26 protein-coding genes are annotated in these 26737 nt (G+C 64.3%); 17 read left to right on the top strand and 9 right to left on the bottom strand.

Annotation, left to right across the window (positions count from 1 at the left end):
- Positions 1–264 precede the first annotated feature (264 nt).
- Positions 265–741 carry a universal stress protein gene (locus tag BT264_RS15080; RefSeq protein WP_072437776.1) on the top strand — a complete coding sequence of 159 codons (477 nt, stop codon included), beginning with the start codon at positions 265–267 and terminating at the stop codon, positions 739–741.
- A gap of 15 nt (positions 742–756) precedes the next feature.
- Positions 757–948 carry a DUF2964 family protein gene (locus BT264_RS15075; RefSeq protein WP_034184541.1) on the top strand — a complete coding sequence of 64 codons (192 nt, stop codon included), beginning with the start codon at positions 757–759 and terminating at the stop codon, positions 946–948.
- A gap of 133 nt (positions 949–1081) precedes the next feature.
- Here the strand turns inward: BT264_RS15075 and BT264_RS15070 are convergent, their stop codons facing one another.
- Positions 1082–2275 carry a tetratricopeptide repeat protein gene (locus tag BT264_RS15070; protein WP_256260633.1) on the bottom strand — a complete coding sequence of 398 codons (1194 nt, stop codon included), beginning with the start codon at positions 2273–2275 and terminating at the stop codon, positions 1082–1084.
- A 363-nt stretch (positions 2276–2638) separates the two neighbouring features.
- Between BT264_RS15070 and BT264_RS15065 the strand changes: the two genes are divergently transcribed.
- From BT264_RS15065 to BT264_RS15055, 3 genes are all read left to right on the top strand, one after another.
- A complete protein-coding gene (locus BT264_RS15065; protein WP_072437984.1) occupies positions 2639–4360 on the top strand; it encodes a site-specific integrase in 1722 nt (573 codons plus the stop codon).
- Positions 4361–4528: 168 nt separating this feature from the next.
- Positions 4529–4852: a TfoX/Sxy family protein gene (locus BT264_RS15060; RefSeq protein ID WP_072437778.1), complete on the top strand. Its 324-nt coding sequence runs from the start codon at positions 4529–4531 to the stop codon at positions 4850–4852.
- 94 nt (positions 4853–4946) lie between these two features.
- Entirely contained in the window at positions 4947–5867 is a 921-nt protein-coding gene (locus BT264_RS15055; RefSeq protein ID WP_072437779.1) for a hypothetical protein, read from the top strand.
- Positions 5868–5892: 25 nt separating this feature from the next.
- Here the strand turns inward: BT264_RS15055 and BT264_RS15050 are convergent, their stop codons facing one another.
- Positions 5893–7044 carry a branched-chain amino acid ABC transporter substrate-binding protein gene (locus tag BT264_RS15050; RefSeq protein ID WP_072437780.1) on the bottom strand — a complete coding sequence of 384 codons (1152 nt, stop codon included), beginning with the start codon at positions 7042–7044 and terminating at the stop codon, positions 5893–5895.
- Between the two features lie 40 nt (positions 7045–7084).
- Complete coding sequence (locus BT264_RS15045) at positions 7085–8314, bottom strand: NAD(P)/FAD-dependent oxidoreductase (protein WP_072437781.1); 1230 nt, start codon at positions 8312–8314, stop codon at positions 7085–7087.
- Between the two features lie 231 nt (positions 8315–8545).
- Here BT264_RS15045 and BT264_RS15040 point away from each other — a divergent pair, with 231 nt between their 5' ends.
- Positions 8546–9958: an aminotransferase-like domain-containing protein gene (locus tag BT264_RS15040; RefSeq protein ID WP_072437782.1), complete on the top strand. Its 1413-nt coding sequence runs from the start codon at positions 8546–8548 to the stop codon at positions 9956–9958.
- A 10-nt stretch (positions 9959–9968) separates the two neighbouring features.
- On the opposite strand, the gene BT264_RS15035 is transcribed toward BT264_RS15040, so the two are convergent.
- Positions 9969–12143 (bottom strand): DUF4132 domain-containing protein, encoded by a 2175-nt coding sequence (locus tag BT264_RS15035; protein ID WP_072437783.1) that lies wholly within the window; start codon positions 12141–12143, stop codon positions 9969–9971.
- Entirely contained in the window at positions 12136–12450 is a 315-nt protein-coding gene (locus BT264_RS15030; protein ID WP_072437784.1) for a helix-turn-helix domain-containing protein, read from the bottom strand. Before BT264_RS15030 ends, BT264_RS15035 begins: the two co-directional genes overlap by 8 nt.
- A gap of 447 nt (positions 12451–12897) precedes the next feature.
- Here BT264_RS15030 and BT264_RS15025 point away from each other — a divergent pair, with 447 nt between their 5' ends.
- The 3 genes from BT264_RS15025 to BT264_RS39910 all read left to right on the top strand — a co-directional run bounded on the left by BT264_RS15025 (position 12898) and on the right by BT264_RS39910 (position 16335).
- Positions 12898–14283, top strand: coding sequence for an aminotransferase-like domain-containing protein (locus tag BT264_RS15025; RefSeq protein ID WP_072467041.1), 1386 nt, complete (start codon positions 12898–12900; stop codon positions 14281–14283).
- A gap of 882 nt (positions 14284–15165) precedes the next feature.
- Complete coding sequence (locus BT264_RS15020) at positions 15166–15669, top strand: hypothetical protein (protein ID WP_072437785.1); 504 nt, start codon at positions 15166–15168, stop codon at positions 15667–15669.
- A gap of 261 nt (positions 15670–15930) precedes the next feature.
- Complete coding sequence (locus BT264_RS39910) at positions 15931–16335, top strand: hypothetical protein (RefSeq protein WP_239483132.1); 405 nt, start codon at positions 15931–15933, stop codon at positions 16333–16335.
- A 401-nt stretch (positions 16336–16736) separates the two neighbouring features.
- Here BT264_RS39910 and BT264_RS15010 read toward each other — a convergent pair whose 3' ends face one another.
- A complete protein-coding gene (locus BT264_RS15010; protein ID WP_072437787.1) occupies positions 16737–17348 on the bottom strand; it encodes a TetR/AcrR family transcriptional regulator in 612 nt (203 codons plus the stop codon).
- Positions 17349–17443: 95 nt separating this feature from the next.
- Here BT264_RS15010 and BT264_RS15005 point away from each other — a divergent pair, with 95 nt between their 5' ends.
- The 3 genes from BT264_RS15005 (at position 17444) to BT264_RS14995 (ending at position 20195) form a co-directional block, all read left to right on the top strand.
- Positions 17444–18364: an alpha/beta hydrolase gene (locus BT264_RS15005; RefSeq protein ID WP_072437788.1), complete on the top strand. Its 921-nt coding sequence runs from the start codon at positions 17444–17446 to the stop codon at positions 18362–18364.
- Positions 18351–19220, top strand: coding sequence for an SDR family NAD(P)-dependent oxidoreductase (locus BT264_RS15000; RefSeq protein WP_072437789.1), 870 nt, complete (start codon positions 18351–18353; stop codon positions 19218–19220). Before BT264_RS15005 ends, BT264_RS15000 begins: the two co-directional genes overlap by 14 nt.
- 117 nt (positions 19221–19337) lie before the next feature.
- Complete coding sequence (locus tag BT264_RS14995; RefSeq protein WP_072437790.1) at positions 19338–20195, top strand: SDR family NAD(P)-dependent oxidoreductase; 858 nt, start codon at positions 19338–19340, stop codon at positions 20193–20195.
- A gap of 399 nt (positions 20196–20594) precedes the next feature.
- On the opposite strand, the gene BT264_RS14990 is transcribed toward BT264_RS14995, so the two are convergent.
- Complete coding sequence (locus BT264_RS14990) at positions 20595–21617, bottom strand: extracellular catalytic domain type 2 short-chain-length polyhydroxyalkanoate depolymerase (protein WP_072437791.1); 1023 nt, start codon at positions 21615–21617, stop codon at positions 20595–20597.
- Between the two features lie 231 nt (positions 21618–21848).
- Complete coding sequence (locus BT264_RS38170) at positions 21849–22058, bottom strand: hypothetical protein (RefSeq protein WP_143155704.1); 210 nt, start codon at positions 22056–22058, stop codon at positions 21849–21851.
- A 323-nt stretch (positions 22059–22381) separates the two neighbouring features.
- On the opposite strand from BT264_RS38170, the gene BT264_RS38165 reads away from it, so the two are divergent.
- Positions 22382–22780, top strand: coding sequence for a hypothetical protein (locus tag BT264_RS38165; protein ID WP_143155705.1), 399 nt, complete (start codon positions 22382–22384; stop codon positions 22778–22780).
- A complete protein-coding gene (locus BT264_RS14985) occupies positions 22777–23004 on the top strand; it encodes a hypothetical protein (protein WP_072437792.1) in 228 nt (75 codons plus the stop codon). The genes BT264_RS38165 and BT264_RS14985 overlap by 4 nt, the downstream gene beginning before the upstream one ends.
- Before the next feature lie 277 nt (positions 23005–23281).
- Here BT264_RS14985 and BT264_RS14980 read toward each other — a convergent pair whose 3' ends face one another.
- Positions 23282–24295 carry a LysR family transcriptional regulator gene (locus BT264_RS14980; protein ID WP_072437793.1) on the bottom strand — a complete coding sequence of 338 codons (1014 nt, stop codon included), beginning with the start codon at positions 24293–24295 and terminating at the stop codon, positions 23282–23284.
- 105 nt (positions 24296–24400) lie between these two features.
- On the opposite strand from BT264_RS14980, the gene BT264_RS14975 reads away from it, so the two are divergent.
- Genes BT264_RS14975 through BT264_RS14965 form a run of 3 tightly spaced genes read left to right on the top strand, consistent with a single transcriptional unit; the run spans position 24401 to position 26543 of the window.
- Positions 24401–25135 carry an SDR family NAD(P)-dependent oxidoreductase gene (locus BT264_RS14975; RefSeq protein WP_072437986.1) on the top strand — a complete coding sequence of 245 codons (735 nt, stop codon included), beginning with the start codon at positions 24401–24403 and terminating at the stop codon, positions 25133–25135.
- 12 nt (positions 25136–25147) lie between these two features.
- Positions 25148–25915 (top strand): SDR family NAD(P)-dependent oxidoreductase, encoded by a 768-nt coding sequence (locus BT264_RS14970; protein WP_072437794.1) that lies wholly within the window; start codon positions 25148–25150, stop codon positions 25913–25915.
- A gap of 28 nt (positions 25916–25943) precedes the next feature.
- Complete coding sequence (locus BT264_RS14965; protein ID WP_072437795.1) at positions 25944–26543, top strand: NADPH-dependent F420 reductase; 600 nt, start codon at positions 25944–25946, stop codon at positions 26541–26543.
- Positions 26544–26737 lie beyond the last annotated feature (194 nt).

Here is a 26737-nt window from a genome sequence, read left to right as displayed (position 1 = left end):
GCCCCGGCGCCAGCAAGCCCGGCACGTTGTGCGACGCAACAGGGAAAGCGCCTTCCCGAGTGAATCGAACGACGCGAAACGCGGGTTTTCCGTCCTGCGCGGCGGCCGAACGCCGCGCGCGTGGCGGGCGCCTGCGTCGCCGGTTCGCGGGTCGAATACCGGTCCGGCTTGATCGTCATCAACAACCGAACCCGCCAGCCGCCGATGATGGCGACATGGCCGCGCGCGATACGGTGCGCGGCAGTTCACCCCAGCGAGGTTTGCATGTACGAGAAGATCATGGTGGCCGTCGACGGCAGCGCTACGTCGAAACAGGCGCTTGCCGAGGCAGTGAGGATGGCACTGGCGGGCGACGCGCACGTCAGCGTCGTGTATGTGGTCGACAAGTCGGTGCTGTTCACTTACGCGGGCCGTTTCGACCCGCATGCGCTCATCGAGGAAATCCGCGCCGACGGGTTCAAGGTGCTGCGCGAAGCCGAACAGATCGTCGCGGCCGCCGGCGCGAAGGGCGAGGCCGAACTCGTCGAGACCGAGAGCATCGGCGAGGACGTTGCGGAACGCCTGCAGCGCTACGTGAAGGAACGCGGGATCGATCTCGCGGTGGTCGGCACGCACGGGCGGCGCGGCATCCGGCGCGTGCTGCTCGGCAGCGTCGCCGAGCGCTTCGTGCGCGGCTCGAAATGCCCGGTGCTGCTGATTCGCGGCGACGACGCCGACGTATCGGCCGCCGCCGCGGCCTAATGAGGCGGGTGCGAGATGATACGCCGCCAGTACCGGATCGTCGTCGCGGCGATCGCCGTGTTCGTGTCGCTCGCCGGGATGATGGCCGTCGTGACGGGGCTGCTGTTCGATGAAGCGATGGCGCTGCGCGGCGGCGCGATCGCGTTGATCGTCGGCGTGGCCGGCTTCGTCGTGATGCTCAATCCGGGCGTGAAAGGCGAGGAGTGACGCGGGGCATGCTCTGCCCGCGCCTCCCGCTCGACCGGGCCCGACAGGTCCGGCGGCCGTCTTTCGAAAAGCCGGCGGTAGCCGCGGCCGCACCAGCCCCGGCTCCGTCGCTTCGCGCCGCTGCCCGGCGCCGTTACTCCGCGTGCGCGCCTGCCGTTCCCGGCGCCATCGCGCCGTCCTGCCCGATCTGTATCTCCAGCCGCTTCGCCGTTTCCTCCAGCTCCGCGTTCTTCGGCTGAATCTTCCGCGCCTGCGCGAACGCAGCGCGCGCCTCATCCTGGCGTCCCAGCTTCCACAGCACTTCGCCCCTGTGCGTCAGGCCGGTCGCATAGGCTTCGCGCGTGTCGCTGTCGTCGTTGCCGTTCTTCGCGAAGATCGCGATCGACCGGTCGAACCACGCGAGCGCTTCGTCGTTGCGGCCGAGGCGATACAGCGCCCAGCCCTTGCTGTCGAGCGCATACGCATCGTCCGGTGACTTCGCGAGATGCGCGTCGATCATCGCGAGCCCGCGATCGACTTCCACACCCGCGTCGACGAGCCGATAGCCGATGTCGTTCAGGCGGTCGTCGGGGATCTCGCCGAGATCGAGCACGGCGGCGACGCGGCCCGCGTCGTGCCCGGCGATCGCGAGCGACAGCAGCTTGGTGACGATCTGTTGCCGCAATTCGGTGCTGATCCGGCTGCCGTTGGCTACCAGGCTGCCGAGGTATTGCGTGTACAGGTCCGGCGCGCCGGGATCGCTCGCGCCGTTCGCGATGGCCGCGCCCGGGCCCGCGCACCAGTCGGCGTCGGCGGACCCGGCCAGCGTCCCGGCGTACAGACTGACGTTCCGCGGCGTGCGCGATTGCGCGTAGTAGGTGTAGCCGTTCGCATCCGAGTAGCCGCACGCCAGATATTCGTTTTCCACGTCCAGTACATACGGGAATTTGCCGAGCGGCTCATTGCCGAATGGCTCGACCAGCCGGAACGATTCGCCCATGTCGCCTTCGCCGACGATCGCGTTGAACACCCACTGCTTCTGCGGATGAACCTTCGGCAGCCGGATTCTGACGGTGCGCCCGGCAGCGTCGGTCGTGCCGAAGATCACGCTGTCGTGCTGGTCCGGCTTGACGGGCAGGCCCGCGATGACCTGGCCGGGCAGGAACAGCCGGTACCGCGCATTCGGCAGCGGCTGGTGCGTGACGGGGTCGCGCAGCACGAACCGGTGAACATGAGCGCCTTTCCCGAACGACGCCGTCGGCGCGATGTAGGTGCGCGCGTGGGCGGCGGGCAGCGCGGTGCAGCTCAAGGCCGCGGCAACGAGCGCGGCAAGAAGGCGTGATGTCATGAAATTGTGGTTCTTATATGTAACGGTTTTATTGACCGACGGCCGGAAATGCATTGAACGTCCGGCGCAACCTTCGATAAACAACGGGCTGTGGCCCGCGAATCCCGATGCGGATTGCCGGATCGTCCAGCGCAATTCAATGCGGATCCCGACCGCAGCAACGTGATGCGTGGAAGATGCGGACGGGTGACGCGCGAATGCAGTGCGCAGCATAACAGGCGCGCGCGGCGCAGTTGCGCCCACCTATTTTTGTCGTTGCGGCCGGATGAACGACATCGTGATTTGTATCAAATCATGATCGTCGTGCCGGGAACGCCGCACACGACGCTTCCGGCCGCGCGCGCTTCTGTCAAACTGGCGCCCATGAAACCGCGCCTCACCTCACCGCTTTCCTCCGATTCCGCGTCTGCGCCCGCAGGTTTTCCCGATGCCGACGAACTGGCCGCGCTGCGCGCGTGGTACGCGGGCATGACCGTGCGCCAAGCCGTCGAACGCTACCTGCCCGATCGTCTCGGCGCAGGGCGCTCTGCGCGCGGCGTGATCGGCGGCATTCGCCGCCGCCTCGTGCGCGTCGCACGGCTGGCCGGTCGGCCCGATCTCGCGGAACGGCTCGGTCATCCCGACGGTGAGCGTTTGCGGGAGGCGAAGGCCGCGACCGAAGCGATCGGCCTGCTGCGTCATGCGCGCGCGCCGGTCCCGCAGATCAGCGACGACGTCGGCCTGTGGCTGCCCGCGCGCGCGGTCGCCGCGCTGCGTGCGCACGGGATCGCGACGCTCGCGGATCTGACCGTGCGGATTCCGCGCCGGCGCCAGTGGTGGAGCGCGATTCCTGGCCTCGGCATGGCCGGTGCTCGACGCATCGAGGCGTTTTTCGCCGCGCATCCGGACCTGACCGAACGGGCGCGCGCGCTGATCGCCGCGACACCGCGCAGCAGCATCGTGCCGTGGGAGCAGTTGAAGCTGCCGCACGAGGTCGACGGTTCGGCCGGCACGTTCCGCGCACCGCGCGCGACCAGCACGCTCGACGCGGACAACGATTACGCGGCCGTGCACGCATGGCTGTCCCTGCACGAATCGGCTGCGACGCGGCGCGCATACCGGAAGGAGGCCGAGCGGCTGATCCTGTGGGCGATCGTCGAGCGCGGCCGCGCGCTGTCGTCGCTGACGACGGAGGATGCGGTCGCGTATCGCGCGTTCGTGCGGCGCCCGACGCCGCACGAGCGCTGGGTCGGGCCCGTGCGGCCGCGCGGCGCGCCCGACTGGCGGCCGTTCTCGGGCGGGCTGTCCGCGCGTTCGGCGGCGTACACGCTGTCGGTGCTCGGCGCGTTGTTCCGCTGGCTGATCGAGCAGCGCTACCTGCTCGCGAATCCGTTCGCGGGCGTCAAGGTGCGCGACACGCGCGGCCCGAACGCACTCGACACGTCGCATGCGTTCACCGAAGGCGAGTGGCTGCTGGTCCGTACGATCGCCGACGGGCTCGAGTTCCGCAAGGACGCGTCGTCCGGCTGGACGCTCGCCGCCGCGCAGCGGCTGCGCTTCATCCTCGATTTCGGTTATGCGACCGGACTGCGCGCGAGCGAGCTGGTCGGCGCGACGCTCGGCGACATCGAGACGGATGCGCACGGCGACGCGTGGCTGAAGGTGATCGGCAAGGGGCGCAAGGCCGCGCGCGTCGCACTGCCGCCGCTGGCGCGCACGGCGCTCGATCGTCATCTGGTCGCGCGCCGGTTGCCGGTCACGCCGGTGCGCTGGCGGCCCGATACGCCGCTGATCCCGAGCCTCGCGGAAGACGGCGCGGCCGCGATCACGAGCGTGCGGCTGTGGAAGGTGATGCAGCGCTTTTTCGCGCAGACGGCCGATGTCGTCGATGCCGATAACCCGGCGCTTGCGCAGAAGCTGCGGCAGGCGAGCCCGCACTGGATGCGTCATACGCATGCGACGCACGCGCTTGCGCGCGGCGCGGAGTTGACGACCGTGCGAGACAACTTGCGGCATGCGTCGATTTCGACGACGTCGATCTATCTGCATGGCGACGATGTGAAGCGGGCGCGGCAGATGTCGAATGCGTTTGCTGCAGACAAGTAAGGAGGCGAGTCGGAAGTTGCTGGCCGGCAACACGCACGCGACGACAGCGGTCGATGGTTGGGCGCGTTTCCCGTCTGCGAATGAATGACGCACCGCAGCGTATCCGCCGACAAGACGGAACGGGCCGGTGCACACGACGGTCATAAACTCTTTCACCAGGAGCAGCGGATGGCATCGAGCCAGGGCACGGTCGATTTCATCGTCGAGCAGATGGCGGCGGCCGGCACGGTATCGGCCCGCAAGATGTTCGGCGAATACGGCATCTATTGCGACGGCAGGATGGTCGCGCTCGTCTGCGACGACCGGCTGTTCGTCAAGCCGACGCCCGAAGGCCGCGCGTTTCTCGGCACCTGCGACGAAGGCCCGCCGTATCCGTCCGCGAAGCCGCACCTCGTCATCGCCGGCGATCGCTGGGACGACCGCGAATGGCTGTCGGCGCTGATCCGGATCACCGCCGCGCAGTTGCCGGTGCCGGTGAAGCGAAGCCGATAGCGGCCATGCGCGACGCGCCACGTCGCGTAACGTCGCGCAGGCGTATTCTGTGACACATGCGCGCGCCCAGCGCGCGCCCGGAGGGAGCACAAGAATGGAGACATCCGGACATCTGCGCGGCACGCAGCTTGCGCGTCGCGCCTGGCACGCGCTCGTCGCGGCCCTTTGTGTCGGCTGGAGCGCGCTGGCGTTCGGCGCGGAAGGCGTAGGCGGCGCGGCGGCGCTGCTCGACCGTTACCACAGCCTCGGCGCGCAACTGAAGGACAACGCGTTTCACCGGCCGCTGACCCTCGAATCGTCGGAGGCGTCGTCGTCACTGAAGGGCGACATCTATGCGGTGGTCGACTATCCGTTCGCGGTCGTGAACGGCCAGCTCAACGATCCCGCGCAGGGCCCCGCGAACTGGTGCGCGGTGCTGATCCTGCATCTGAACACGAAGTATTGTCATGCGTCGAGCGGCGGCAACGGCCCGGTGCTCGACGTGAACGTCGGCCGCAAGATCCAGCAGAAGCTGCCGGATACCTATCGCCTGCAGTTCCGCTATCGCGTGGCGGCCGCGACGCCCGACTACTTCCAGGTCGACCTGACCGCCGACAGCGGCCCGATGGGCACGAAGGATTACCGGATCGCGCTGGAGGCCGTGCCGGTCGGCGCTTCGCGCACGTTCCTGCACCTCACGTATTCGTACGGCTTCGGCACGGTCGGCAGGATGGCGATGAAAACCTACCTCGCGACGGTCGGCAGCGACAAGGTCGGGTTTACGGCCGCCAGCGGCGCATCGGCCGCGCAGCCGCAGTACATCGGCGGGGTGCGCGGGCTGCTGGAGCGCAACACGATGCGCTACTACCTCGCGATCGACACGTATCTCGCGACGCTCGACAAGCCGCTCGACCAGCGCCTCGCGCGCTGGTTCGACGCGACCGAGCAGTATCCGCAGCAACTGCACGAAGTGGAAAAGAGCGCGTATCTGCAGATGAAAGCGCAGGAGATACAGCGGCAGCAGGCGGCGCGGTAGGCGGCGCCGTCCGCTGTCCTGCCGCTCAGTTCGACGCGCCGCCGACCGTGCGGATGCTGCGCCACTGCCCCTGTTCGACGCGGAACAGCGTGTAGGGCGGCTTGATCAGGTCGCCGCGCTCGTCGAACGAGATCTTCCCGGTCACGCCGGTGACCGACACGCCCGGCAGGCTCGCGACGATCCTGGCGCGATCGACCGAATCGGCCTTGCGGATCGCCGCGATCATCGCGAGCGCCGCGTCGTACGCGAACGGCGCATACAGCTCGACGTCCTGGTTGAAGCGCGCCTTGTAGCGCTGCGCGAACGCGACGGCGGACGGCAGCTTGTCGAGCGCGGGGCCCGGTTCGAGATCCTGCGTGCCTTCGCCCGAACTGCCGGCGATCTTCAGGAATGCGTTGCTTTTCAGCGCGCCGGCGCCGAACAGTTGCGCGCGGATGCCGAGCGAGCGCATCTGCTTGACGAGCATCGCGCCCTGTTCGTCGAGCCCGCCGAAGAACAGCAGGTCGACGTTGTTGCTCTTCATCGTCGTCAGGATGCCGCGGAAATCGACAGCCTTGTCGTTCGTGTATTCGCGGCCGACGACGCTGCCGTGTGCGTCCTTCACGCCTTTTTCGAACGCGTCGGCAAGCCCCTGGCCGAACGCGGTGCGATCGTCGATGATGCCGATCCGCTTCGCCTTCAACTGCTCGACCGCGAAGCGGCCGGCCACCACGCCGCCGATGCCGTCGTGCCCCATCGTGCGGAACACGTTCTTGAAACCCTGCATCGTCAGTTGCGGATTGGTCGAGCCGGGCGTGATCATCGCGACGTTCGCCTGCCGGTAGACGGCCGATGCGGGGATGCTGCAGCCCGAGTTGTAGTGGCCGATCACGCCGGCCACGCCGTCGTCGACGAGTTTCTGCGCGACCTGGATCGCGATGCGCGGATCGGCCTGGTCGTCCTGCACGTCGAGCACGAAGCGCACCGGCTTGCCGCCGATGGTCGGATGCTTCGCGTTTTCCTCGTCGAGCGCGAGCTGCGCACCGTATTGCAGGTCCTTGCCGACGCGCGCGACGGGCCCCGTCAGCGGGCCGGCGAAGCCGATCTTGATGGTTTCCGGGTCCGCGGCCTGCGCGGACGCGGCGACCGTGCCGATCGAGCAGACGGCTAGCCAAACCAGCCAGTTACGACGATTCATGATGGATGCCTCCTTGCAGTGGTGGAAATCGCGGCGCGCGTCAGAATCGCGCGGCCCGGTATGGCGAGAGGTCCAGCGGCGGTGCGCGCTGGGCGACGAGGTCGGCGACGATCCGCCCGGTGATGCCGGCGAGCGTCACGCCGAGATGCTGATGGCCGAATGCGTGGATCACGCGTGTGCTGTCGCGTGCGCGGCCGATGACCGGCACGCCGTCGGGCAGCGTCGGCCGGAAGCCGAGCCAACTGCGCGTCGGTGCGCCGAGCGACGGTAGCGCCTCGCGTGCGGAGCGCGTGAGCAGCGCGACGAGCGAGCGGTTCATCGGGGCGTCGAAGCCGCCGAGCTCGACGGTGCCGGCCGCGCGCAGCCCTTCGTCGAGCGGTGTCATGTAGAAGCCGCGCTCGGCCCAGCCGACCGGCCGCGTGACGATCTGCTCATGCGCGGCGAACTGCACGTGATAACCGCGCTCGGTATCGAGCGGTACCGCGTCGCCGCACGCAGCCGCGAATTCACGCGAGCGGGCGCCGGCGGCAATGACGACGTGATCGAAGGTGCGCACCGTGCCGCCCGCCTGCACGTTCACGCCGTCGCCGACGGGCTCGATCCGCTCGACGCGCTCGCGTTCGAGCGTCGCGCCGCCGGTTGCGAGATGCGCGAACAGTTCGCCGAGAAACCCGTGCGGATCGGAGAAGTGCCAGCTTCCGGTGAACAGCACGCCGCGCGCGAAGATCGGCGCGAGCGCGGGCTCGAGCCGGCGGATCGCGTTCGCGTCGAGCAGCTCGAACGGCACGCCGAGCCGGCTCCGCAGCGCGAGCGACGGCTCGGCGGCATCGAACGACGCCTGCCGCGCGTACAGGTACAGGCACTCGCGCGGCCGCACGAACGCCGCGAGCCGCGCGGTGGAGAGCAGCGGCGCATAACCGTCGGCGGCGCGCGACAGCAATGCGGCGAGCGCGCTCGCGCTGCGTGCGTGGCGCGCGGGCGTCGATGCGAGCAGGAACCGCGCGAGCCACGGCGCGCCGCGCAGCAGGTACGGCCAGCGGATGCGCAGCGGGCTGTCGGCGGCGAACAGGAAGTGCGGGATGTTGCGGAACACGGACGGGCCGTTCACCGGCACGCAGCCGTACGGCGCGAACGTCGCGGCGTTGCCGAACGACGTGCCGTGGCCGACGCCGGCCGGATCGAACAGCGTCACGCGATGCCCGTCGCGCTGCAGCCATGCCGCGGCGCCGAGCCCGATGAAGCCTGCACCCACAATGGCGACGTTCGCCATGACGCATTCCCTCCGGCACACATGGTTCACACAAAGTTGAGATAAAGAATCACACAGTAATTTTTTGTGTGCAATCAAAATGAGATTGTGTGGCGCTAGTGTTTACCCGATTTCAACCGGCTGATTCAACAGACTTTTCCGGCGACGTTTGACGGGGAGGGGATGTCATATACAATCGCTGGGCAGGCCAAAATGGCAGACAAACGCTTTTTGTGTGGTCACAGGCGATAAATGGCATCAGACAAACTTTCCGGCGAGCGCGACGGCGGTGCGCCGGTGCAGGCGAAGCGGCCGACTTATGTCGAGGTATCGAGCTCGATCGAGGAGGAAATCCGCAACGGCACGTATCCGCCGGGCAGCCGCCTGCCGCCGCAGCGCCAGCTCGCGACCGAGCTCGGCATCAACGTGTCGACCGTGTCCCGCGCGTACAAGGAACTGCAACTGCGCGGCCTCGTGATCGGCAGCAAGCGGCGCGGCTCGCTCGTCACCGGCGGCGCGATGCCGAGCATCGCGCCGGCCCGTGCGGCGCTCGCGGCGGGCAACGGCGTGATCGACCTGACCGTGAACCGTCCGGCGACCGGCGAGTTTCTCGCGAGCCTCGCGCAGACGTTCGGCACGCTGCCGAACGACCCGCGTTTCGCGGCGCTGCAGGAATACCAGCCGCCGCAGGGGCCCGACTGGGCACGCGCGGCCGGCGCGCAGTGGCTTGCCGCGCCCGGCTTCGCGCCATCGCGCGACCAGGTGGTCGTCACGAGCGGCGCGCAGCACGGGCTGTATGCGGTGCTGAACAGCCTGATCGGCACCGACGGCGTGATCGTTGCCGATCGCCTCACGTATTACGGGCTCAAGGCGCTCGCGCCGGTATTCCAGTTCGAGATCGTCAGCGCGCCGGCCGACGACGACGGCCTGCTGCCCGACGAGATCGAACGGATCTGCCAGCGCATGCCGGTCAAGGCGATCTTCGTCGTGCCGAACCTGCAGAACCCGACCGTGACGACGATGAGCCTCGCGCGCCGGATGGCGCTCGTCGACATCGCGCGGCGCCATCACGTGACGATCATCGAGGACGATGTGTACGGCCCGCTCGTGCGCGACCGGCTGCCGGCGATCGCGGGGCTGTGCCCCGAGCTGACGTTCCATATCGGCGCGACGTCGAAGATTCTTGCGCCCGGTCTGCGCCTCGGCTACCTGAGCTGCCCGCGCGACAGCGTCGCGCTGTGTGCGGAAGCGGTGCGCACGACCGCGTGGATGCCCGCGCCCACGTCGATGCTGATCGCGACGGTATGGATCGAGGACGGCACCGCCGAGCGGATCATGGCCTCGCAACTCGCCGAGATCCGCGCGCGCGTCGATCTCGCGCGGGAACTGCTGCCGGCCGGGCAGTTGAAGTCCGACCCCGCGTGCATGTTCGTGTGGCTGAGACTGCCGCCGCCGTGGCGCGCCGACGACTTCGCCGCGAACGCGAAGGCGCGCGGCGTGATCGTGATGCCGTCGTCGACGTTCGCGGTCGACCGCGCGGAAATCGAGCACGGCGTGCGCATCAACCTCGCGTGCCCGGCCACGCGCGACGAGCTCGTCAACGGGCTGCGGATTCTGTCCGGTACGCTGAAGGACCGGCCGCGCGCGCTGTTCGGTTCGATCTGACGGCGGGCGTTCAGTCGAGCAAGCCCGCGACGACGTCGACGATCCGTTGCAGCAATGCTTCGTCGTAAGGCAGCCACGGCACCGCACGCAGCGGCGACGGCGGCGGCTCGGTCGGGAGGGCGACCGGCTCGCCGTCGCGCGTCACGCGCCCGGTCGCGCAATGCACCGACCACGCGCCGACACGTACATGGCGCTCGTCGATCGTCATCCTTCCTTGCGCAATCGCGTCGGCGAACACGAGCGACAGCACGTGCTTGCGATGGCGCGCCATCACGCCCAGCGGCAAATCCGACAGCCGGTTCAGGCGCTCCTGGCGTTCGGCTTCGATTTCGAGCTGGCGAACCGGATCGACCGCAAGCGCGGCGGTGGTCGCGCGCGTCGCGTCGTCGTCGAGCGCGAATGCGGACACGCTGACGAGCAGGTCGACCGCGCGCGCCACTTCCGAGAACACGACGCGATCGATTTCGCCGATCGGCAGCGGCATCCAGCGCCGTTCGTGCCGGCGTTCGAAGTGCAGCCGGCGCGACGTGCCGTGGCATTCCGAGCCCGGATAGAGCCGCGCATCGACGACGAAGGTCGCGCGCACGTCGCCGAATTCGCGGACGAGTCCGTCGTCGTATGCGCGGATCGACCAGCCCTCGCGGCGCGCGACGCCGAGCAGCGGCCGGCTCGACAGCACGTGACCTTCGAACATCGCGGAATCGCTGGCTGCGGCGTCACCGTCGGGCGACACGTAGTACTCGCGGAATGCCTGCCTGACCGGCTGCCGCAGCGCGCGGCCGACGATCGCGCGCTGCCACGCGAGCCGCTCGTCCGCATCGGCCAGCAGCGGGTGCCATAACCGGATGTCGCTGTCGTTGGCGAGGTCGCACGCGCGCCCGGCCGCGTCGCGCAGCACGACCTTGCCCTTCGCGATTTCAGGCATGAACGACTGCGTCGATCCATCGCTGCCGCGCGCTTGCCAGATCATGCGCGCCGAGAACGCGGCGCCGGCCGGCGCATCGACGAGCCGCTTCCGCCATTCGGCGTGACCGAGCGTGATCGGCTGCCAGAAGCCCGCTTCCATGCACCCGGCGAGCATTGCGAGCTGTTTCTTGTCGGGCTTCGCGTCGAGCGTCATGCGCAGCGCGGTATGCGGCCGCTCGCCGAGCGCGCGTTCGGCCGGCTTCAGGTTGCGCGCGAGCTTCTTCTGCACGCCGGCATGACGCACGGCGGCCAGCGCGTCGCGCAGCGCACGCACGCTCTCGGGTGTGGGAATCGTCTCGACCGCGTGGCCGAGCGCGATCGCGAGCGACTGCGACGGCGCCGTCTTCGCGGCGGTCGGCGCGACGCACACGCCTGTCAGCAGCGGCCCGATCAGCGGGCGCAGCCACGCTTCGTCGCGATAGGCGGCCACGCGCGCCGCGCGGGCGACGACCTGCGCGTCGTCGGTCGTGAACGCGCGATCGGCCTCGTACGGAACGGTGCCGGCATGAATCGCCGCGACCTGTCGTGCGGCCTCGGTCAGCGCGTCGCGCGCGAATTCGACGTACGCGGCGTCTTCCGCGAGCGTGACGGCCGGATCGCTGAAGTCGATCCACAGCCGCTTCGGCGCGAAATAGCCGTCGTGCATCGCGGCCAGCGCGAGCAGCGCGGCCGGCCCGAGTTCGGGCAGCACGTCGAGCTCGCGCACGCGAAACGGCGAATCCGCCAGTGCTTGCGCATACGCGTCGCGTCGCGCCGAGAAGTCGCGGCGGCCGGCGAACCAGTCGAGCGCATACGCGCCATACGCGGATGCCGCACGCAGGCCGCCTTCCTCCGGCTCGCCCGCGATGCGTGCAAGCTCGGCCTGCAGCGCGGGCGACGGCAGCGCGTCGAGGCAGGGCAGTTCCTCCAGCGCGCGCTGCCACGCGCCCGGCGGGATATCGCGGAACAGTTCGAGCGCGGCGTCGGCGTCGACGAGTGGCACGAGGCCGAGCGCGTCGATCTGCCCACGCAGCCAGCGCGTGAACTCGGCGCGCGGGTCGCCGTATGCGAGGTCGCGCTGCATGATCGCGCGCTCGGTGCGACGCAGCGCCGGCCAGGCCGCGCCGAGTGTGTGCGCGTCGAGCGTCGACAGGTCGATCGGCGTCCCGGTGAAGCGCGGATGGTCGGCGGTGCCGGTCAGCCGCGCGACGAGCAGGGCGGCGAGCGCGCGGTCAGTCATGCGCGGTCTCCTTGCCGGCGGCGCGCGATGCGCGGACATCGGCGCAACGGCTCGCGCACGCCGACTCGAGTTCGGGCAGTTCGTCGCTCGCATCGGGGAGGTTGACGGCGATCCGTACGCCGGGCCCCTGCGGGATCCGGAACACCTTGCCCCGCCGGGCGGCGTCTGCGCCGCGCTCGGCCTTGACCATGAACGACTCGCTGACGCCGAGCCGGCCGGGCGCGTCGTTCTGGCGCCATTTCTGCACTTTCCGGGCCGCGCGGATCACGCCGCCGACGCCGGATGCCTGTTCGATCGTGTGCTGCATGGTCGGACTCCACCCGTGAAAACCGTGCGATCGCACAGTATTGCACCCCAATTGCGGTAGTCGGACGAAAGGCCGTGCGGCCGTCGCTTCGGGCTGGCGCCGGCGGCGCCGCGCAAGGCTTCAGGCCGCCCGGGAATTTCATAAGACGTACAGTTATCCCGCCATGCGCGATTCGCGCCGAACTGTACTCTTGTTCGCGCGATCGATGTGTGTACTCGTCGCCGACTGTTCTGCTTTTAAGATTCCATCATCAAGTGCACAGTGCCGCAGATCCTGTCGTACCGGACCTCTGCCGGCGCATCTTCAAGAGAGAGCCAGTGTGATGGAAAAGGCAAAACCGGAGGGAAAGATCAGGAATCACGGCGGCCCGGTCGGCGGGCGGAACACGCGCGTGTCGGACGCGCAAGGCAAGGCGGCGCGGTGGCGCATGCCGGCGGGAGGCGCGCGATGAAACTCTATGAAAAACTCGCGGACGATATCGAGCGCCTGATCCGCCAGGGCGTGTACCGGCACGGCGACCGGATTCCGTCGGTGCGGCAGGCGAGCCAGCAGCACCGGATCAGCATCACGACCGTGCTGCATGCGTATCTGCTGCTCGAAAGCCGTGGGCTGCTGGAAAGCCGCCCGCAGTCGGGTTACTTCGTGAACCTGCGCCGCGACGACAGTCATGCGCCGGTGCGCGAGCTGCGGCCGTCGAAGCCGATCGCGATCTCGTCGTCGGTGGACGTGAGCCGGCTCGTGCTGTCGACGCTGCGCTCGATCGGCACCGACGATGCGGTGCCGCTCGGCTCGCCGTATCCGGACCCGAGCCTGTTCCCGTTCGAGAAGCTGAACCGCTATGCGTATGCGGCCGGCCGCGACAAGTCGTTGTGGGGCGTGACGGACGGGCTGCCGCCCGGCCATCCGCGGCTTGGTTTTTGCCCGAACGAGATCATCGTGACGGTCGGCGCGACGGAGGCGATCAACCTGTGTCTGCAAGCGGTGGCGAAGCCGGGCGACACGATCGCGGTGGAGTCGCCGACGTTCTACGCGATGCTGCACGCGATCGAGCGGATGGGGATGAAGGCGATCGAGGTCGCGACGCATCCCGAGTACGGGATCGACATCGCCGCGCTGGCGGCGATTGCGAAGTCGCAGCCGATCGCCGCATGCATGGTGATGCCGAACTTCCAGAACCCGCTCGGCTTTCAGATGCCCGACGAGCGCAAGCGCGAGCTGGTTGAGTTCGCAACGAAGTCCGGCATGCCGATCATCGAGAACGGTGTGTATAACGAACTGTATTTCGGCGATACGCACCCGAGTTCGCTGAAGTCGTACGACCGCAGCGGGATCGTGCTGCATTGCTCGTCGTTCTCGAAGAGCCTGACGGCCGCGTACCGGATCGGCTGGGCGTTGCCGGGCCGCTATCGCGATCAGGTCGAGAAGCTGAAATTCCTGAACACGCTCGCGACGCCATCGTTGCCGCAACTGGCGATCGCCGAGTTTCTCGAGCGCGACGGCTACGAGCATCACCTGAGGCGGATTCGCAAGGCGTACGCGCAGCAGGCGAACCTGATGCGCGCGATGGTGTCGCGGTTCTTTCCGGAGGGCACGCGCATTTCGAGCCCGGCCGGCGGGTATGTGCTGTGGGTCGAACTGCCGGCGCAGGTCGACGCGATGCGGCTGTATCAGCTCGCGCTGGAGCAGGGGATCACGATCGGGCCGGGCTACATGTTCTCGATCGCGGACAGCTATCGGAACTTCATCCGGCTGAACTACAGCAGCCCGTGGTCGCCGGAGATCGAGCAGGCGGTGATCGCGGTCGGGAAGCTGGCCGCGGCGTGCATGCGGTGAAGCGGCGTGTGTGGTGTCCTGCGCTTCGACGACGAAGCCGGCCTGGTGCCGGCTTTTTCTTGGTTCTTCGTGGATTCCCGTGGATGTCGCTTGACGACCCGAAGCCGTCTTCCGACGCGTCTTGGCGACAATGGCCAGCACCGGATCCTCTCCGGACGTTGAGTTGGGCGTCACCTCTGCGGCTGCAGCGTCGGCATGGCGTGTATCACGTGCAACTCAAACGCGAACTTATTCGCAGCTTCGACGAGTCGGAAAACGTACGCTTTGTCATTCTTCTATTAATAATAGGTGAGGGTCGAGCTGCAGTGCCACAAAATTTTAAATATAGTTCAGCTGCGCATAAGTTGCGCACCAAGATGCAGCGAAAAACCCCCGCCAAACAAAAAAGAAATTTCTAGTTCATTGCCTTTCATTCTCTATACTTTCTATAAATTGATTGGCATGCAAAAGATAATTAAATTAAGAAGTGAATATTATTAATACGAAGAGGGAAGATTGCCGCCATGGCTTGAGGTATCTGCTGACTATTGAGGAACGAAATCCAGGCGCGGGTTGAGCATCCTTTTCGCGTGGTCAATGATCGGTTAGGTCGCGGCAAGGCGCGCCACAAAGGTCTGACGATGAACACTGCGCGGTTGTTGACCTGTCATGGGGGAGGTCCGTCCTGAGTGCGTAAGGCGATTCAGGAAAGCGACCAAACTCGGCTAATTTTCGGCAAGAGCACTCTCGGCGCGCACTCTTATATATCGCTGCATTTAATTGCAGGGTTGCGTCGATAATCTCGTCGACAAAAAATGTGATTAATTAGAGCTTCCTTGATATGGTGAAAGGAGAAAATTAATAGCAGGCCAGTTATTTATCAATAGCTTCTTGGAGAAAAGCATGAAGAATCTAGCTTTGATTACATTGGCAGCGGCGCTGGTCGCTCCCGCAGCGTGGGCCGAAACCAATGCCGCCGATGGGCCCAGCGGAGCACATTTTGCAACTGCCGAGCCGGTATGCACAGTAGATCAAGCCACCCTGGATGTCAGTTGTACTGGGACCACCATCGGGGGGATCGGCCACACGAATGCGACAGCGAACCTGTCAGCGACTTACTCGGGCACCGTGCAGTGCACAAACCATGGCGGTCAGGTCGTTGACGTGAAGACGCAGGCCACGGATGCTGCTTCGTCGGGAAAACTGACAGCGTCCAAGAACGGGCAAATTGTAGTGCCGCCGCTCGGCGTGGTGGCGCCGACCACCCAACAGTTGCTAGCCGATGCCAGCTGCCCCAACGGGAACTGGACCAAACAGCTGATAGCGGGCCCAACCCTTGCGAATTTCGTGTATACGATCACCTTCGCGGGCTTCAGTGGGCCTTATTTCAGCCTCGTGGGTCCTTGATTGACTTGGCACAGGCTTCGGCACATTCCACTGAACGGGAAAACCCGACATTAGCGAGAGCGCCCTAAGCGATAGGGATGGGCGTGCCGGCATCCGCCGGCACGTCTGCAATCGGTGGCGGCTGGTACCGTCATTTCATACGGTGCCACGCCCACTTTTTCCTGAATCATCGGATGCTTGGTCATGCAACAAGATGTTCACCTTGGTTGCCGCGTGTGGCATGGCTCACATGCACCGCGCCATTCTTTGCACGCTCGGTGGATGCTGCTGTTCAGTCTGCTGCTCACCGGATGCAGCGGAGGGGATTCCGCCCCGCCACCAATGGCAGCCCCGCAGCAAGCGTCGTCGGGACCGGGCCCGTTGGCCGCGCAAAGCACGTCGCCAGGAGGGGAAAAATCGGTACCGTCGGTCGTGACGGACGAACCTGCCGTACCTTCGGCAGACTCTGCCAGGATGGTGCAACTCAGCGCGCTACCGCATCTGTCATCGCTGTCCGACCGTGAGAAGGCGGGGTTGCTCATGCTGCTGCCCTCCAAGTCGTCTTCGCAACGGCTGGCTTTGATCAACATGTATCCCAGTCTGGTCAAGCTGCCGGAGCAGCAAAAGGAGCTGTTGCTGGATAAGCTGGAAAAAATCGTCCCGGTCACGGTAAGTGAGCGTCAATGACCGTTTCTTTCCGAGGAAGCTTTGGTGCTTTCGCAAACGACCGAAATCGGATGTGAAGCGGCCGTCTGAGTGTCTGAGCCAATCGATGGCGGGATGGCTGTTCATGGCCGGACTCGGCCGGCCGCAGTCCCGGCGGACTGCGACTGGCTCAACCCGACCCATTGCAGCCCTTCGACACCGCCTGAATCAACGGCAGCTTGCGAGGTACAACTGCCATTTCCGCCATCGTCCACACCGGCGGAAGTTGGGTCCTTACCTGCGGTTCACGCGTTCGTGATAATTCCCCAACTTCCGAGCCGAAGCCCTTGGCGTGCGGGCACCTTGGAAGGCCGCCTGACGGCAGACCAATTGAGAACTGCTTGACGCTTTTGCAATCGCCAGAGTTCCCTGGGCCCAAAGCATCAATCGCCCCGCCTCTTGATACCGCCGGTCAACAATGAGATCGCGGTGCCCAGTAGATCGTCGATGTGATCGACATCCAGTCGAAGGCTATCGGGGCGCCACATCAGGCTGATAACGCCATTCATCATTGCCCACAGCGCCGTCGAGGCGTGTTCCGGCTCGACGTCTGCATGCACCCACCCTTCGTCGATACCTCGGCTGATCAATGCGGCCAATTTGGCGTTTTGCTGTCTGATCAGGGCAGCAATGCGCGCGAGCGCCTCCGGCTCATTCGGTGGCTCGACAAGGATACGGAACTGGTGCGGGCGCTCCTTGGCAAACCGCGCGTAAGCAGCTGCCACACAACGTAATTTCGTCTCCACATCGCCATCGGATGCATAGGCCGCGTCCATGTACTCGCGGTTTTCTTCCAACGCGCGCTCCGCCACGGCAATGAGCAACGCGGAACGGCCACCTACACGGTTATAGAGCGTCTGCACTGCGACATCCGCCCGGGTCGCAACCGCTTCAGGCGTGACCGCGTCTAGTCCGCCCTCCGTCAGCAACGTCTCGGCGGCTTGCACGATCGCCAGGCGGGTCGCGGCTGCCCGGCGCTGAGTTCTGGATTCCATACGGGGTTTTCCCTCATTAATTGGAGCGAACTACAAACATAGAATGCATTCCAACATTGGATTTCAATCTACGATTTTACACCTTGGAGGGACACATGGCCGGGCGGAGAAGTGTCGAGTTCGTGGCTGGCGGCCGCGGTGAACATTGCCGTGGTTGGCTGTACGAGCCTCCGGGGACGGGCCCGTTTCCTGTCATCGTGATGGCACACGGGCTGGGCGGAATCAAGGAAATGCGGCTCGACGCCTATGCGCAACGTTTTTGCGCGGAGGGCTACGCGTGCCTCGTGTTCGACTATCGACATTTCGGTGCGAGCGACGGCTCCCCTCGCCAATTGCTCGATATCGATCGTCAACTGGAGGACTGGTCGGGTGCGATCGCTTTTGCACGCGGGCACAGCAATCTCCGGCCGGATCAGGTGGTCCTGTGGGGAACATCCTTCGGCGGCGGTCATGTGATTCTCTCCGCAGCACGCGACCGGACCATTGCCGCTGCCATCGCGCAATGCCCGTTCACGGACGGGGTCGCGTCGTTGTTCGCGTTGAACTGGCGTAGCGCGCTCAAGGTTACCGCGCTCGCTCTATGCGATGTACTGCTATCCCTCGTCGGCAGGGCACCGGTGATGGTGCCGACGGCGGGTCCGCCCGGTTCTGCCGCGTTGATGACTGCACCGGATGCCCTGGATGGCTATCTCGCGCTTGTCCCTGACGGCACTGCATTTCGCAATCAGGTCACAGCACGCTTCGGCCTGAACATCGTTCGGCACCGCCCCGGTCGCAAAGCAGGCGACATTTCCTGTCCGATTCTGTTTTGCGTTTGCGAAGCCGATTCCGTCGCTCCGGCGGGGCCGACGAAACGGTATGCCAGGCGCGCTCCCAAAGGGGAAGTGCGCGCGTATCAGGCAGGCCACTTCGACATCTATGTGGGCAAGGACTTCGAACAGGTGGTCGCCGACCAGCTGGCATTCCTCCACCGTCACGTTCCAACGAAGCAAGGAGGCGCGCATGTCGACTTATAAGCTGGCGAACAAGGTGGTGGCCATTACCGGTTCCACCGGAGGCCTGGGATCGGCCTTGGCCGAAGCGCTGCACGCACGGGGCGCGCGTCTCGCACTTTTCGATCTAGAGGCAGACAGGCTCACGGCGCAAACTCGCAGCTTCGGCCACCCTTCCGACGTTCTTGGCTGGACCGCCGACGTCCGCGATTTCGAAAGCCTGGAAGCCGCAATGGCCAATGCGGCGGATCACTTCGGTCAAATCGATGTGGTCATCGCAAACGCGGGCATTGACACCATGGCCCCGATGGCCACCATCGATCCGGCCGCTTTTGATCGTGTCATCGACATCAACCTCAACGGCGTGTGGCGTACCTTCCGGGCCGGCTTGCCATTCGTCCAGCAACAGCGCGGGTACATGCTGGCGATTTCGTCAATGGCCGCGTTTGTGCATTCACCGCTACAGGCGTCCTATACGGCCAGCAAGGCGGGCGTCTGGGCGATGTGCGACAGCATCCGTCTGGAGCTTCGTCATCTGGGAATCGGGGTCGGCAGCGCGCATCCGACGTTCTTTCCGACGCCCCTGATGGACGATGTCGTTGCCGATCCTGCCGGCCGGGCATTGTGGGGAGGCAACGATCAAGGCTTCTGGAAGATGATCCCGCGCGAGCAGGTCGTGCGGGACATCGTGGCAGGCATTGAGCGCCGCGCGGACATGATCGTCGTACCGAAGATGAACACGATAGTGGCCAAGGCACCCGGCTTCTTCAGGCGCTTCGTCGAACGCGCTGGCTTTCGCGGCGAGGACATCGAACGTGCCATCAGTCTGGCGTCGGCAACAGGCTGGAACGACTCGGCTGCGCACGCTCCGGCGAAATGAATGGCATCCGGTGGCCGCAGGAACCGATCGGCTTCGCGTGATCAGCGGGGCGGCCCGGCATCCATCGCCCCTCGTTTGCGCAGCAATGGAAATTCAATAGCAGAGGAGCAGTACAAAGTGGCTTACGATCTTCAGGGAAAAGTCGTGCTTATCACGGGTGCTGCAGGCGGCATTGGTGCCGCGACCGCGCGTGAGTTGCATGCATGTGGAGCACGGCTCGTTCTAACCGATGTGACGCAGGCTTCAGTGGACCGCCTCGCCGCGGAGTTTGACGCCGAGCGCACGCTCGCCTTGGGGCTCGACGTCACCGATGCTGCCGCCACCAGGGCGGTCGTGCAACGCGCCGTCGATAGATTCGGTCGCCTCGACATTGCGTTCGCCAACGCCGGCATCTCATGGCACGATGTGCCCGCCACCGTGTACAGCTGCGATGAGCAGGAGTTCGAGCGAATCGTCGAGGTCGACCTGTTCGGTGTCTGGCGCACGATCAAGGCCGCATTGCCGGAGATCGTGCGCAATCGGGGCCAGGTCCTGGTCACCGCTTCGGTCTATGCGTTCGTGAACGGCATGGTCAACGCGCCTTACGCAGCGTCCAAAGCCGCAGTCGAGATGCTCGCGCGTTCACTGCGCGCCGAACTTGGCGGCACCGGGTCCACGGCAAGCGTGCTCTATCCGGGATGGGTGGCTACAGCAATTGCCAAGGTCGGCTTTGGCGGAAATGCGCTGGCGACGAAATTGATTGAAAAAGGGTTTCCTGCACCGTTGCGGCGACCGATACAACCCGAAGACGTCGCTAGGGCTGTCATAAAAGGGCTGCGAGACCGCCAACCGCGCATCGTCGTCCCGTTCCGGTGGGCACCGTTTTCGTGGACGCGAGGAATCTTCAACATTGCGACCGACTGGCATCTCGGGCGACAACATGAAATGCATAAGTTGATGCGCGAGCTTGAGCGCGCTCGAGACCGGCAAAGCTAGCGCGAGTTCTGAGCGGTATGTTGGCAGCGCCGGCGAGCGGCTTTCCGTCTGAAAGGACGGCTGCTGCGCGCTAGCGTAAGACTCCCGGCAACTGAGAGGATCGGGTTGCCTCCAAATGGCCGTTTGCTAGCGCGGAGCGGACGTCCACGCGTCCATGTGACTGTGCTGGAGAATGACGCCTCCTGGCCGAACCCGGTCGGTGCCCGCCCCGACAAACCGCGACTGGCTCAACCCGACCTACAAGCGACGGTCAATCCGCTCCGATGCGGTCGTACAGATGGCTGTCGTCGCGGCGCGGAAGGATTCGTGAGAATCGTATAAATCTCGCCGTGTCCGGATTCTTCTGTATGGCATTGAACTCCCCGTGTGAGCACATTCGTGCACACACGGGCTCGCGCGTTACGGCTTGGAGAGCAGTCGGCCGACCATGGCGTTAACCGCAGTAAGCTGGGAACCCGATTTCACCGCGTAGTCGGGACCCGTATAACCGAACCAGTCCCAGCAACCTTGCGGATTGAACGGGATCGTGGACGCATTCACCTGCGGATACAGAACGAGGATGTTGTTCGTGTCGGCCCAGTAGTTGTAGTTGGTCTTCTCATAGAAATCGTCGCCAACCACAGCTGCCGACTGCTTGCATCCATGGAATGCGACGTGAACCTTGCACGCCGCTCCCTGATCGCACGACTTAGGCACGTAGACGAATCCCGTGTCCGCCATGCCGGTCGCAGATGCTGCGAATTCGCGCTGACTGAACGGCACGATTCTCCCGGTCAGGCTCTTCGCTGGCGGCTTTAATGGACCGTAGATGTACTGCAGCAACGCGCCGGCCTGGTCGTACCTCTGCTTGTCGACCTCGCAGTGGCTGATGTATGGAGGCGCATTGTCAGCACACACGTTGCCGAACGACGGTGTAATGAATGCGTGACCAGCCGGCACGTTATTCACGTACTTCAGGTTCGACGCAGGGACGCCGGCCTCCTTGAAGAACGACACTGTCGAGTCGACTGCCTGTTGGTAGACAACTGTGTCTTTCGTTCCGCTGAACACGTAGATCCGCGCCTTCTGAAGGTTCGATAGTGGGTCGATCTGATTCAGCGAAGCAAAGCCTGCGGCGGCGGTTACCATCAACGTCGAGTTCGGCGGAACGAACGGTACCTGCCCCATGCAGATCGAGGCGTTAAACAAGCTCCCTGCCGCGCAGTAGTACGGACCGCCGGCGACCACGCCAGCCCCGACTACGGAACCGGAGTACGCGACCTGGTACTGGACCGCCATGAAGGCGCCCGACGACAGGCCGGACACCGACGTCTGCGACGGGTCACCGTGGTACGACGGCAGCGCATCAGCGGCCAGCGCGGCATGGGTCAGGGCAGCAGCGAGCGCGAGAGCGGTAATGGCGACGCGAGGATGCAATTTCATCGTGATACCTCCTGTGGCATAGCGAATGAAACGGACGTCGAGCGAAAGGACGACTTGCCGAGAAACCTTGCCGTTCGTCGCGGCTGTGCAATGCGCTCGGCCCGGTACGTTGCGTACGCGGTCACGCATCCCGCACGAAGGGCTGCAACCTCGATCGGACCGGCAACAGCCGCCGCGGCGACCACGATATAAGCGACATATCGATGGCCGATTTCCGCGGCTCCGTCATCGTCATGCCGCCACTGTGCCGATCTGGCGCGTTTGAGGGCTTGAGTGGGGTGCGAATTCGTATGATGAAGCATCATCGATGTAAAAAACCGTCAACCCCGTATTCTTTTTTGTGTGTGAGATTTGCAACGTCGTCGTATTGCTGTCATCCGGGGCATCCAGGCGTCTTCGATTGCGGCGCAACGCAATCGACGGTTTTGTACCGTTTTGCATGCAAACTCGACCGGCTCTTGTTGGCTGCGGATTCAACCCGGTCGGTGCCCGCTCCGACAAACCGCGACTGGCTCAACCCGACCCTGAACAGACAGTCGAACTCGCGATATCGCGATGACCGTCTTCATACCGCAATCAGTCGTTAAATTTTCGCTATACATCGCAGTAACAAAATTCGACAGAATGAGTGAATTTTAAGTTTGTGCAATAACGCACGGACAATTCACGAATTTTGCTAGGGTATTCCTTAGTGCGAACTTGCTAAAAATGTCTATTGTTGCAAAGGTAATCCGAGTCGAAATTACTTTCCCGGACGGAAATCTATGCTGCGGGAATGGTACATCGGTTTGACTATCGCAGACGGATGCCGACGCCCCACTCTGGAGGAAATTTTGAAAGAACAACATACGTTCAGCTTTCCTGCATCCAGTCTGTATGCCGGGCCCGAGTTCGAAGAGTATTGCATTAGCGAACAAAAGTACCTACCGGCAACGAGGGACCGCACACCATGCCTTTCATGTCCACTTTCCAACCTTTGTCAGGCGGGATTCGATGAACAGGTCCGGCGTTTGCAAAAAGGAGAGAACCCAAGCCTTACCGAAGGTTGTGCGTTTGACCCCAAAGCCTTGACGCCACAGGCACTACTCGAAAACCTTACGCACGAGCAGAAAGCGTTTGTTATTTCGAAGATCCCGACGTTTAAACAATCGGAGCCATTATGAGCCAGAATATCGTTGCGTTGCAATTGGAAGCAAAGAAGCAATTGGCGCAGAAAGCTGACCTCCAATCAAAGCAACAGCTCGAAGCAAAGAAACAATTAGCGCAAAAAGCCGACTTGGTATCGAGACAGCAGTTGGAATCGAAGAAGCAGTTGGGGCAGAAAGCTGACCTTCTATCGAGGCAACAGCTCGAAGCAAAAAAACAACTGGCTCAGCGTCCTGAGTGATTGCTATCGACCAACTTGAGAAGGCGTACCCGTTACAGTCAAGCTGTGCGGTGCGCCTTTCGACATTCAAGCGTCCCCATCTGGCAGGTTCCAGAGCGAACCAGCCGTCTGAATGACAGCTCTGCGGAATTGACGGGTTGAATCCGGAGCCGACCGCCGCCCGATGCAGCCGGCCGAATCCGCCATCCGTTTCCGCCGGTTGATTCTCAAGGATCCGACCGGCTCGATTTTGAGCATTGCTGCCATCGAAGCTTCCAGAAAGCGGACTGCCGGCCATCTACTTTGCGGACGTCCGCCGAGGAGCGACGGGCCGTACTGGTTGCTCCTCAGGCTTGGCGGGCTTTCTGGCTTTTTTAGTTTTGTGCAAGACCGGGCTCCGGGTAGCATCCTTCGGGCAGCTCTGGCGATCGCCTAGACGCTCAACGAGTCGTGCCTCGCATTCGGAAATCGAGTACCCGCGCCTCAGCGAGATCATGAAGGTGAGAGGACGCATGTGCCATGCGCGCCGTTGGAGTTCGACAAGTGTTCCCTTCGCGAGGTCTTCATCGACCATATGGCGCGGCATGTGGCCCCAGCACAAGCCTCCGCTGAGCAGATCGTGCTTCGCGCCGAGGTCATTCACCCACCACTGGCGTTCACTGGCGACCCCCTGTTGTGTCTTTTCCGCATCGGGCTGATTGTCCGTTACAACAAGCTGGATGTGCCGGCCAAATTCCTCCCGCGGGATTGGCCCCGCGATCGAGGCCAGCGGATGCGATGGTGCACAGACGGTCACCATTTGCGAGTCGCATAGATGCAGCCTTTCGATGGTGCCGGGGCTCAGCTCCGGCACGTCCGTGATCGTCACCGCCAATGCGCACGTGCCTTCGAGAACCAAACGCTCGCCGCCCTGCATGGTTGTCATGCGCAGATTGATTGCAACCGTTGGAAAGTCCGCCTGCAAGGCGCGCAGGCATTCGATCAGGTGCGCACGCGGGAAATAGGTGTCCACGGCAATCGAGACCTGTGGGACCCCGGCTTCGGCAATCGCAACCGCACGCATCTTCATTTCCTCGGTGCGTGAGATCACCCCACGCGCGTCAGGCAGAAGGCTGCGGCCCGCGGCCGTCAGCGTCGCTTTGCGAGTGTTGCGCTCGAACAGCACCACATCGAAGGCGCTCTCGAGTGAGCTGATCGCATGACTGATCGCGGACTGTGCACGCCTTAGCTGCCGTGCCGCTCCGGAAAAGCTCCCCTGGTCACACACGGCGACGAATGCCCGAAGTTGATTGATGGTGACGTTGTCCAACATATTTATCTAGAAAGTAGATGGTATTTATAGATATTCAGTCAATTGGCTTTATGAATCAAGGGCCTCAGAATCGGTTTGTCGCTTTTGTTTCGAAGGATGCAGGGCATGAACAGACTGAATGGAAAGACCGCGGTGATCACCGGTGGCGCTACCGGCATCGGCCGCGCCGCGGCAAAGCGCTTCATAGAGGAGGGCGCCTTCGTCTTCATCTTCGGCCGCCGGCAGGAAGCACTCGACGCCGCCGTGGCCGACCTCGGGCCCAATGCCCGCGCAGTGAATGGCTCGGTCTCCGACCTGGCCGACCTCGACCGGCTCTACGCGGCGGTGAAGGCCGAGCGCGGAACCCTTGACGTCGTCTTCGCCAATGCCGGGGCGGGAAGCCAGCTGCCGCTCGGCCAGATTACCGCCGGGCACATCGACGAAATCTTCGACACCAACGTGAAGGGTTCGATCTTCACGGTCCAGAAGGCGCTGCCTCTGATGGGCCAGGGCGGTTCGATCATCCTGACCGGATCGAGCGCCGGCACCACGGGCGCCCCGGCATTCAGCGCCTACAGCGCGAGCAAGGCGGCCGTGCGCAACCTCGCACGGACCTGGGCAGAGGACCTGAAGGGCACCGGTATCCGGGTGAACGTGCTGTCCCCTGGGCCGACCGCGACCGAACTCGCGAAGGAAGCGCTAGGCGAGGAAGGCATGAAGGTCTTCGCTTCGCTCAATCCGCTCCAGCGTATGGCCGATCCGGCGGAGATCGGGGCGGTGGCCGCCTTTCTTGCGTCGTCGGACAGCAGCTTCATGACCGCCAGCGAGATCGCCGTTGACGGTGGCCTCGCACAACTCTGAGGAAATAAACGAATGACACAATCTCTGAAGGGCAAAACAGCGCTCGTTACCGGGGCATCGCGGGGCATTGGCCGCGCCATCGCCGAACGTCTTGCAAAGGACGGCGCGATGGTCGCGCTGACCTACAATGCCAGCAAATCCGGCGCAGACGAGGCGGTCGCGGCCATCGAGAAAGCGGGAGGCACCGCGTTCGCGATCCATGCGGATCTCGTCGACCCGGCGACCGTCCCGGCCTTGTTCGAGAGACTTGACGACGAGTTCACCAGGCGGAACGGAAGCAAGGCCCTCGACATTCTGGTCAACAACGCGGGCAATTCCGGCTGGGTTGGCTTCAAGGACGCGACGCCGGAGAGTTGGGACACCCTGATGGCGGTCTACGCCCGCGCGCCCTTCTTCATCATTCAGGCCGCTCTCGATCGTCTCGCCGATGGTGGACGCATCATCAACATTTCTTCCGCTGCCGCAACGAAGCCCGTGACGGCTGCGCCCGTCTACTCGATGGCGAAAGCGGCCATCAACACCCTGACCCATACGCTCGCAATCGAGCTGGGGCCGCGTGGCATCACCGCGAACGCCGTGGCGCCGGGCTACACGCGAACGGATGCGAACGCAGCCTTGCGGGAGAACCCCGAACTCGTCAAGGCGCTCGAGGCCCAAATCGCGCTGGGGCGCTGCGGCGAGCCTTCGGAAATCGCCGCCGTCGTGGCGTTCCTGGCTTCCGATGATGGCCATTGGGTGACTGGCCAGACGATCGAAGCGAGCGGCGGCTACAAGCTCTGATCGCACCGAAAAACCGAAGGAGAAACTCATGAGCTACGCAATCATCGGCTTCGGCAAGATCGGCCAGGCGCTGGCCAGGGCGTTCGCCCGTAACGGTATCGAAGTAGCCGTTGCAACCACGCGCGACCCGAAAAGCTTTGCAGCCGAGGCAGCCGCGATCGGACCCACGATTGTTCCCAAAACCCTGACTGAAGCCGTCAAGGCGGACATCATCTTTCTGGCAGTTCGTTTCGAGTCGCACCCGGAGGTCGCAAAAGCACTGCCCGACTGGACGGGGAAGACCATCGTCGACGCGATGAACACGCAGGCCCCGCTTGAGGAACTGAGCGGTCTCCCGTCCTCTGCTTTCGTCGCGAAGGTGTTCACCGGAGCCAGGCTGGTGAAAGGCTTCAACCATCTGGTCGCGGCCGTCCTTGGTCAGGATCCGGCCGTCCACGGTGGCAGGAGAGTCGTGTTCCTCGCGAGCGACGATGACGGCGCCGCAGCGAAGATTGGCGAGCTTGCGGAAAATCTCGGTTTCGCGCCAATCGAACTTGGCGGGCTTTCGGAAGGTGGACTGCTTGTGCATGCGCGCGGGAAAAGCTGGGGTCGGCTGATCTTCAAGGACTTGATCAAGTTCGACCGATGACAACGGCTTCCGGCGATTTCGCCGAGTCGAATGGCCGATTACCGGTGCGGACTCAACCCGTCGATGCAACGGCCCCGTGATCATGGCCACCAGTCGCATGAACACCGTGATCCCGGTGAACACGCCGGGCGCGCCGAAATCCTTCAGCCGCGCCGCGACGCCGACCGCCCGGCGGTAATTCTCGAAACCCGCGG

It is taken from the genome of Burkholderia sp. NFPP32 (assembly GCF_900119325.1).
GTDB lineage: Bacteria > Pseudomonadota > Gammaproteobacteria > Burkholderiales > Burkholderiaceae > Burkholderia > Burkholderia pyrrocinia_C.
Note: the sequence above shows the minus strand (reverse complement) of the source record. Positions and strands in the feature narration are given on the sequence as shown.

Excerpts from the sequence above, each read along its gene's own strand:
- BT264_RS15080 (WP_072437776.1), top strand. The coding sequence starts at position 265 with ATGTACGAGAAGATCATGGTGGCCGTCGACGGCAGCGCTACGTCGAAA.
- BT264_RS15075 (WP_034184541.1), top strand. The coding sequence starts at position 757 with ATGATACGCCGCCAGTACCGGATCGTCGTCGCGGCGATCGCCGTGTTC.
- BT264_RS15070 (WP_256260633.1), bottom strand. The coding sequence starts at position 2,275 with ATGACATCACGCCTTCTTGCCGCGCTCGTTGCCGCGGCCTTGAGCTGC.
- BT264_RS15065 (WP_072437984.1), top strand. The coding sequence starts at position 2,639 with ATGAAACCGCGCCTCACCTCACCGCTTTCCTCCGATTCCGCGTCTGCG.
- BT264_RS15060 (WP_072437778.1), top strand. The coding sequence starts at position 4,529 with ATGGCATCGAGCCAGGGCACGGTCGATTTCATCGTCGAGCAGATGGCG.
- BT264_RS15055 (WP_072437779.1), top strand. The coding sequence starts at position 4,947 with ATGGAGACATCCGGACATCTGCGCGGCACGCAGCTTGCGCGTCGCGCC.
- BT264_RS15050 (WP_072437780.1), bottom strand. The coding sequence starts at position 7,044 with ATGAATCGTCGTAACTGGCTGGTTTGGCTAGCCGTCTGCTCGATCGGC.
- BT264_RS15045 (WP_072437781.1), bottom strand. The coding sequence starts at position 8,314 with ATGGCGAACGTCGCCATTGTGGGTGCAGGCTTCATCGGGCTCGGCGCC.
- BT264_RS15040 (WP_072437782.1), top strand. The coding sequence starts at position 8,546 with ATGGCATCAGACAAACTTTCCGGCGAGCGCGACGGCGGTGCGCCGGTG.
- BT264_RS15035 (WP_072437783.1), bottom strand. The coding sequence starts at position 12,143 with ATGACTGACCGCGCGCTCGCCGCCCTGCTCGTCGCGCGGCTGACCGGC.
- BT264_RS15030 (WP_072437784.1), bottom strand. The coding sequence starts at position 12,450 with ATGCAGCACACGATCGAACAGGCATCCGGCGTCGGCGGCGTGATCCGC.
- BT264_RS15025 (WP_072467041.1), top strand. The coding sequence starts at position 12,898 with ATGAAACTCTATGAAAAACTCGCGGACGATATCGAGCGCCTGATCCGC.
- BT264_RS15020 (WP_072437785.1), top strand. The coding sequence starts at position 15,166 with ATGAAGAATCTAGCTTTGATTACATTGGCAGCGGCGCTGGTCGCTCCC.
- BT264_RS39910 (WP_239483132.1), top strand. The coding sequence starts at position 15,931 with ATGCTGCTGTTCAGTCTGCTGCTCACCGGATGCAGCGGAGGGGATTCC.
- BT264_RS15010 (WP_072437787.1), bottom strand. The coding sequence starts at position 17,348 with ATGGAATCCAGAACTCAGCGCCGGGCAGCCGCGACCCGCCTGGCGATC.
- BT264_RS15005 (WP_072437788.1), top strand. The coding sequence starts at position 17,444 with ATGGCCGGGCGGAGAAGTGTCGAGTTCGTGGCTGGCGGCCGCGGTGAA.
- BT264_RS15000 (WP_072437789.1), top strand. The coding sequence starts at position 18,351 with ATGTCGACTTATAAGCTGGCGAACAAGGTGGTGGCCATTACCGGTTCC.
- BT264_RS14990 (WP_072437791.1), bottom strand. The coding sequence starts at position 21,617 with ATGAAATTGCATCCTCGCGTCGCCATTACCGCTCTCGCGCTCGCTGCT.
- BT264_RS38170 (WP_143155704.1), bottom strand. The coding sequence starts at position 22,058 with ATGCAAAACGGTACAAAACCGTCGATTGCGTTGCGCCGCAATCGAAGA.
- BT264_RS38165 (WP_143155705.1), top strand. The coding sequence starts at position 22,382 with ATGCTGCGGGAATGGTACATCGGTTTGACTATCGCAGACGGATGCCGA.
- BT264_RS14985 (WP_072437792.1), top strand. The coding sequence starts at position 22,777 with ATGAGCCAGAATATCGTTGCGTTGCAATTGGAAGCAAAGAAGCAATTG.
- BT264_RS14980 (WP_072437793.1), bottom strand. The coding sequence starts at position 24,295 with ATGTTGGACAACGTCACCATCAATCAACTTCGGGCATTCGTCGCCGTG.
- BT264_RS14975 (WP_072437986.1), top strand. The coding sequence starts at position 24,401 with ATGAACAGACTGAATGGAAAGACCGCGGTGATCACCGGTGGCGCTACC.
- BT264_RS14970 (WP_072437794.1), top strand. The coding sequence starts at position 25,148 with ATGACACAATCTCTGAAGGGCAAAACAGCGCTCGTTACCGGGGCATCG.
- BT264_RS14965 (WP_072437795.1), top strand. The coding sequence starts at position 25,944 with ATGAGCTACGCAATCATCGGCTTCGGCAAGATCGGCCAGGCGCTGGCC.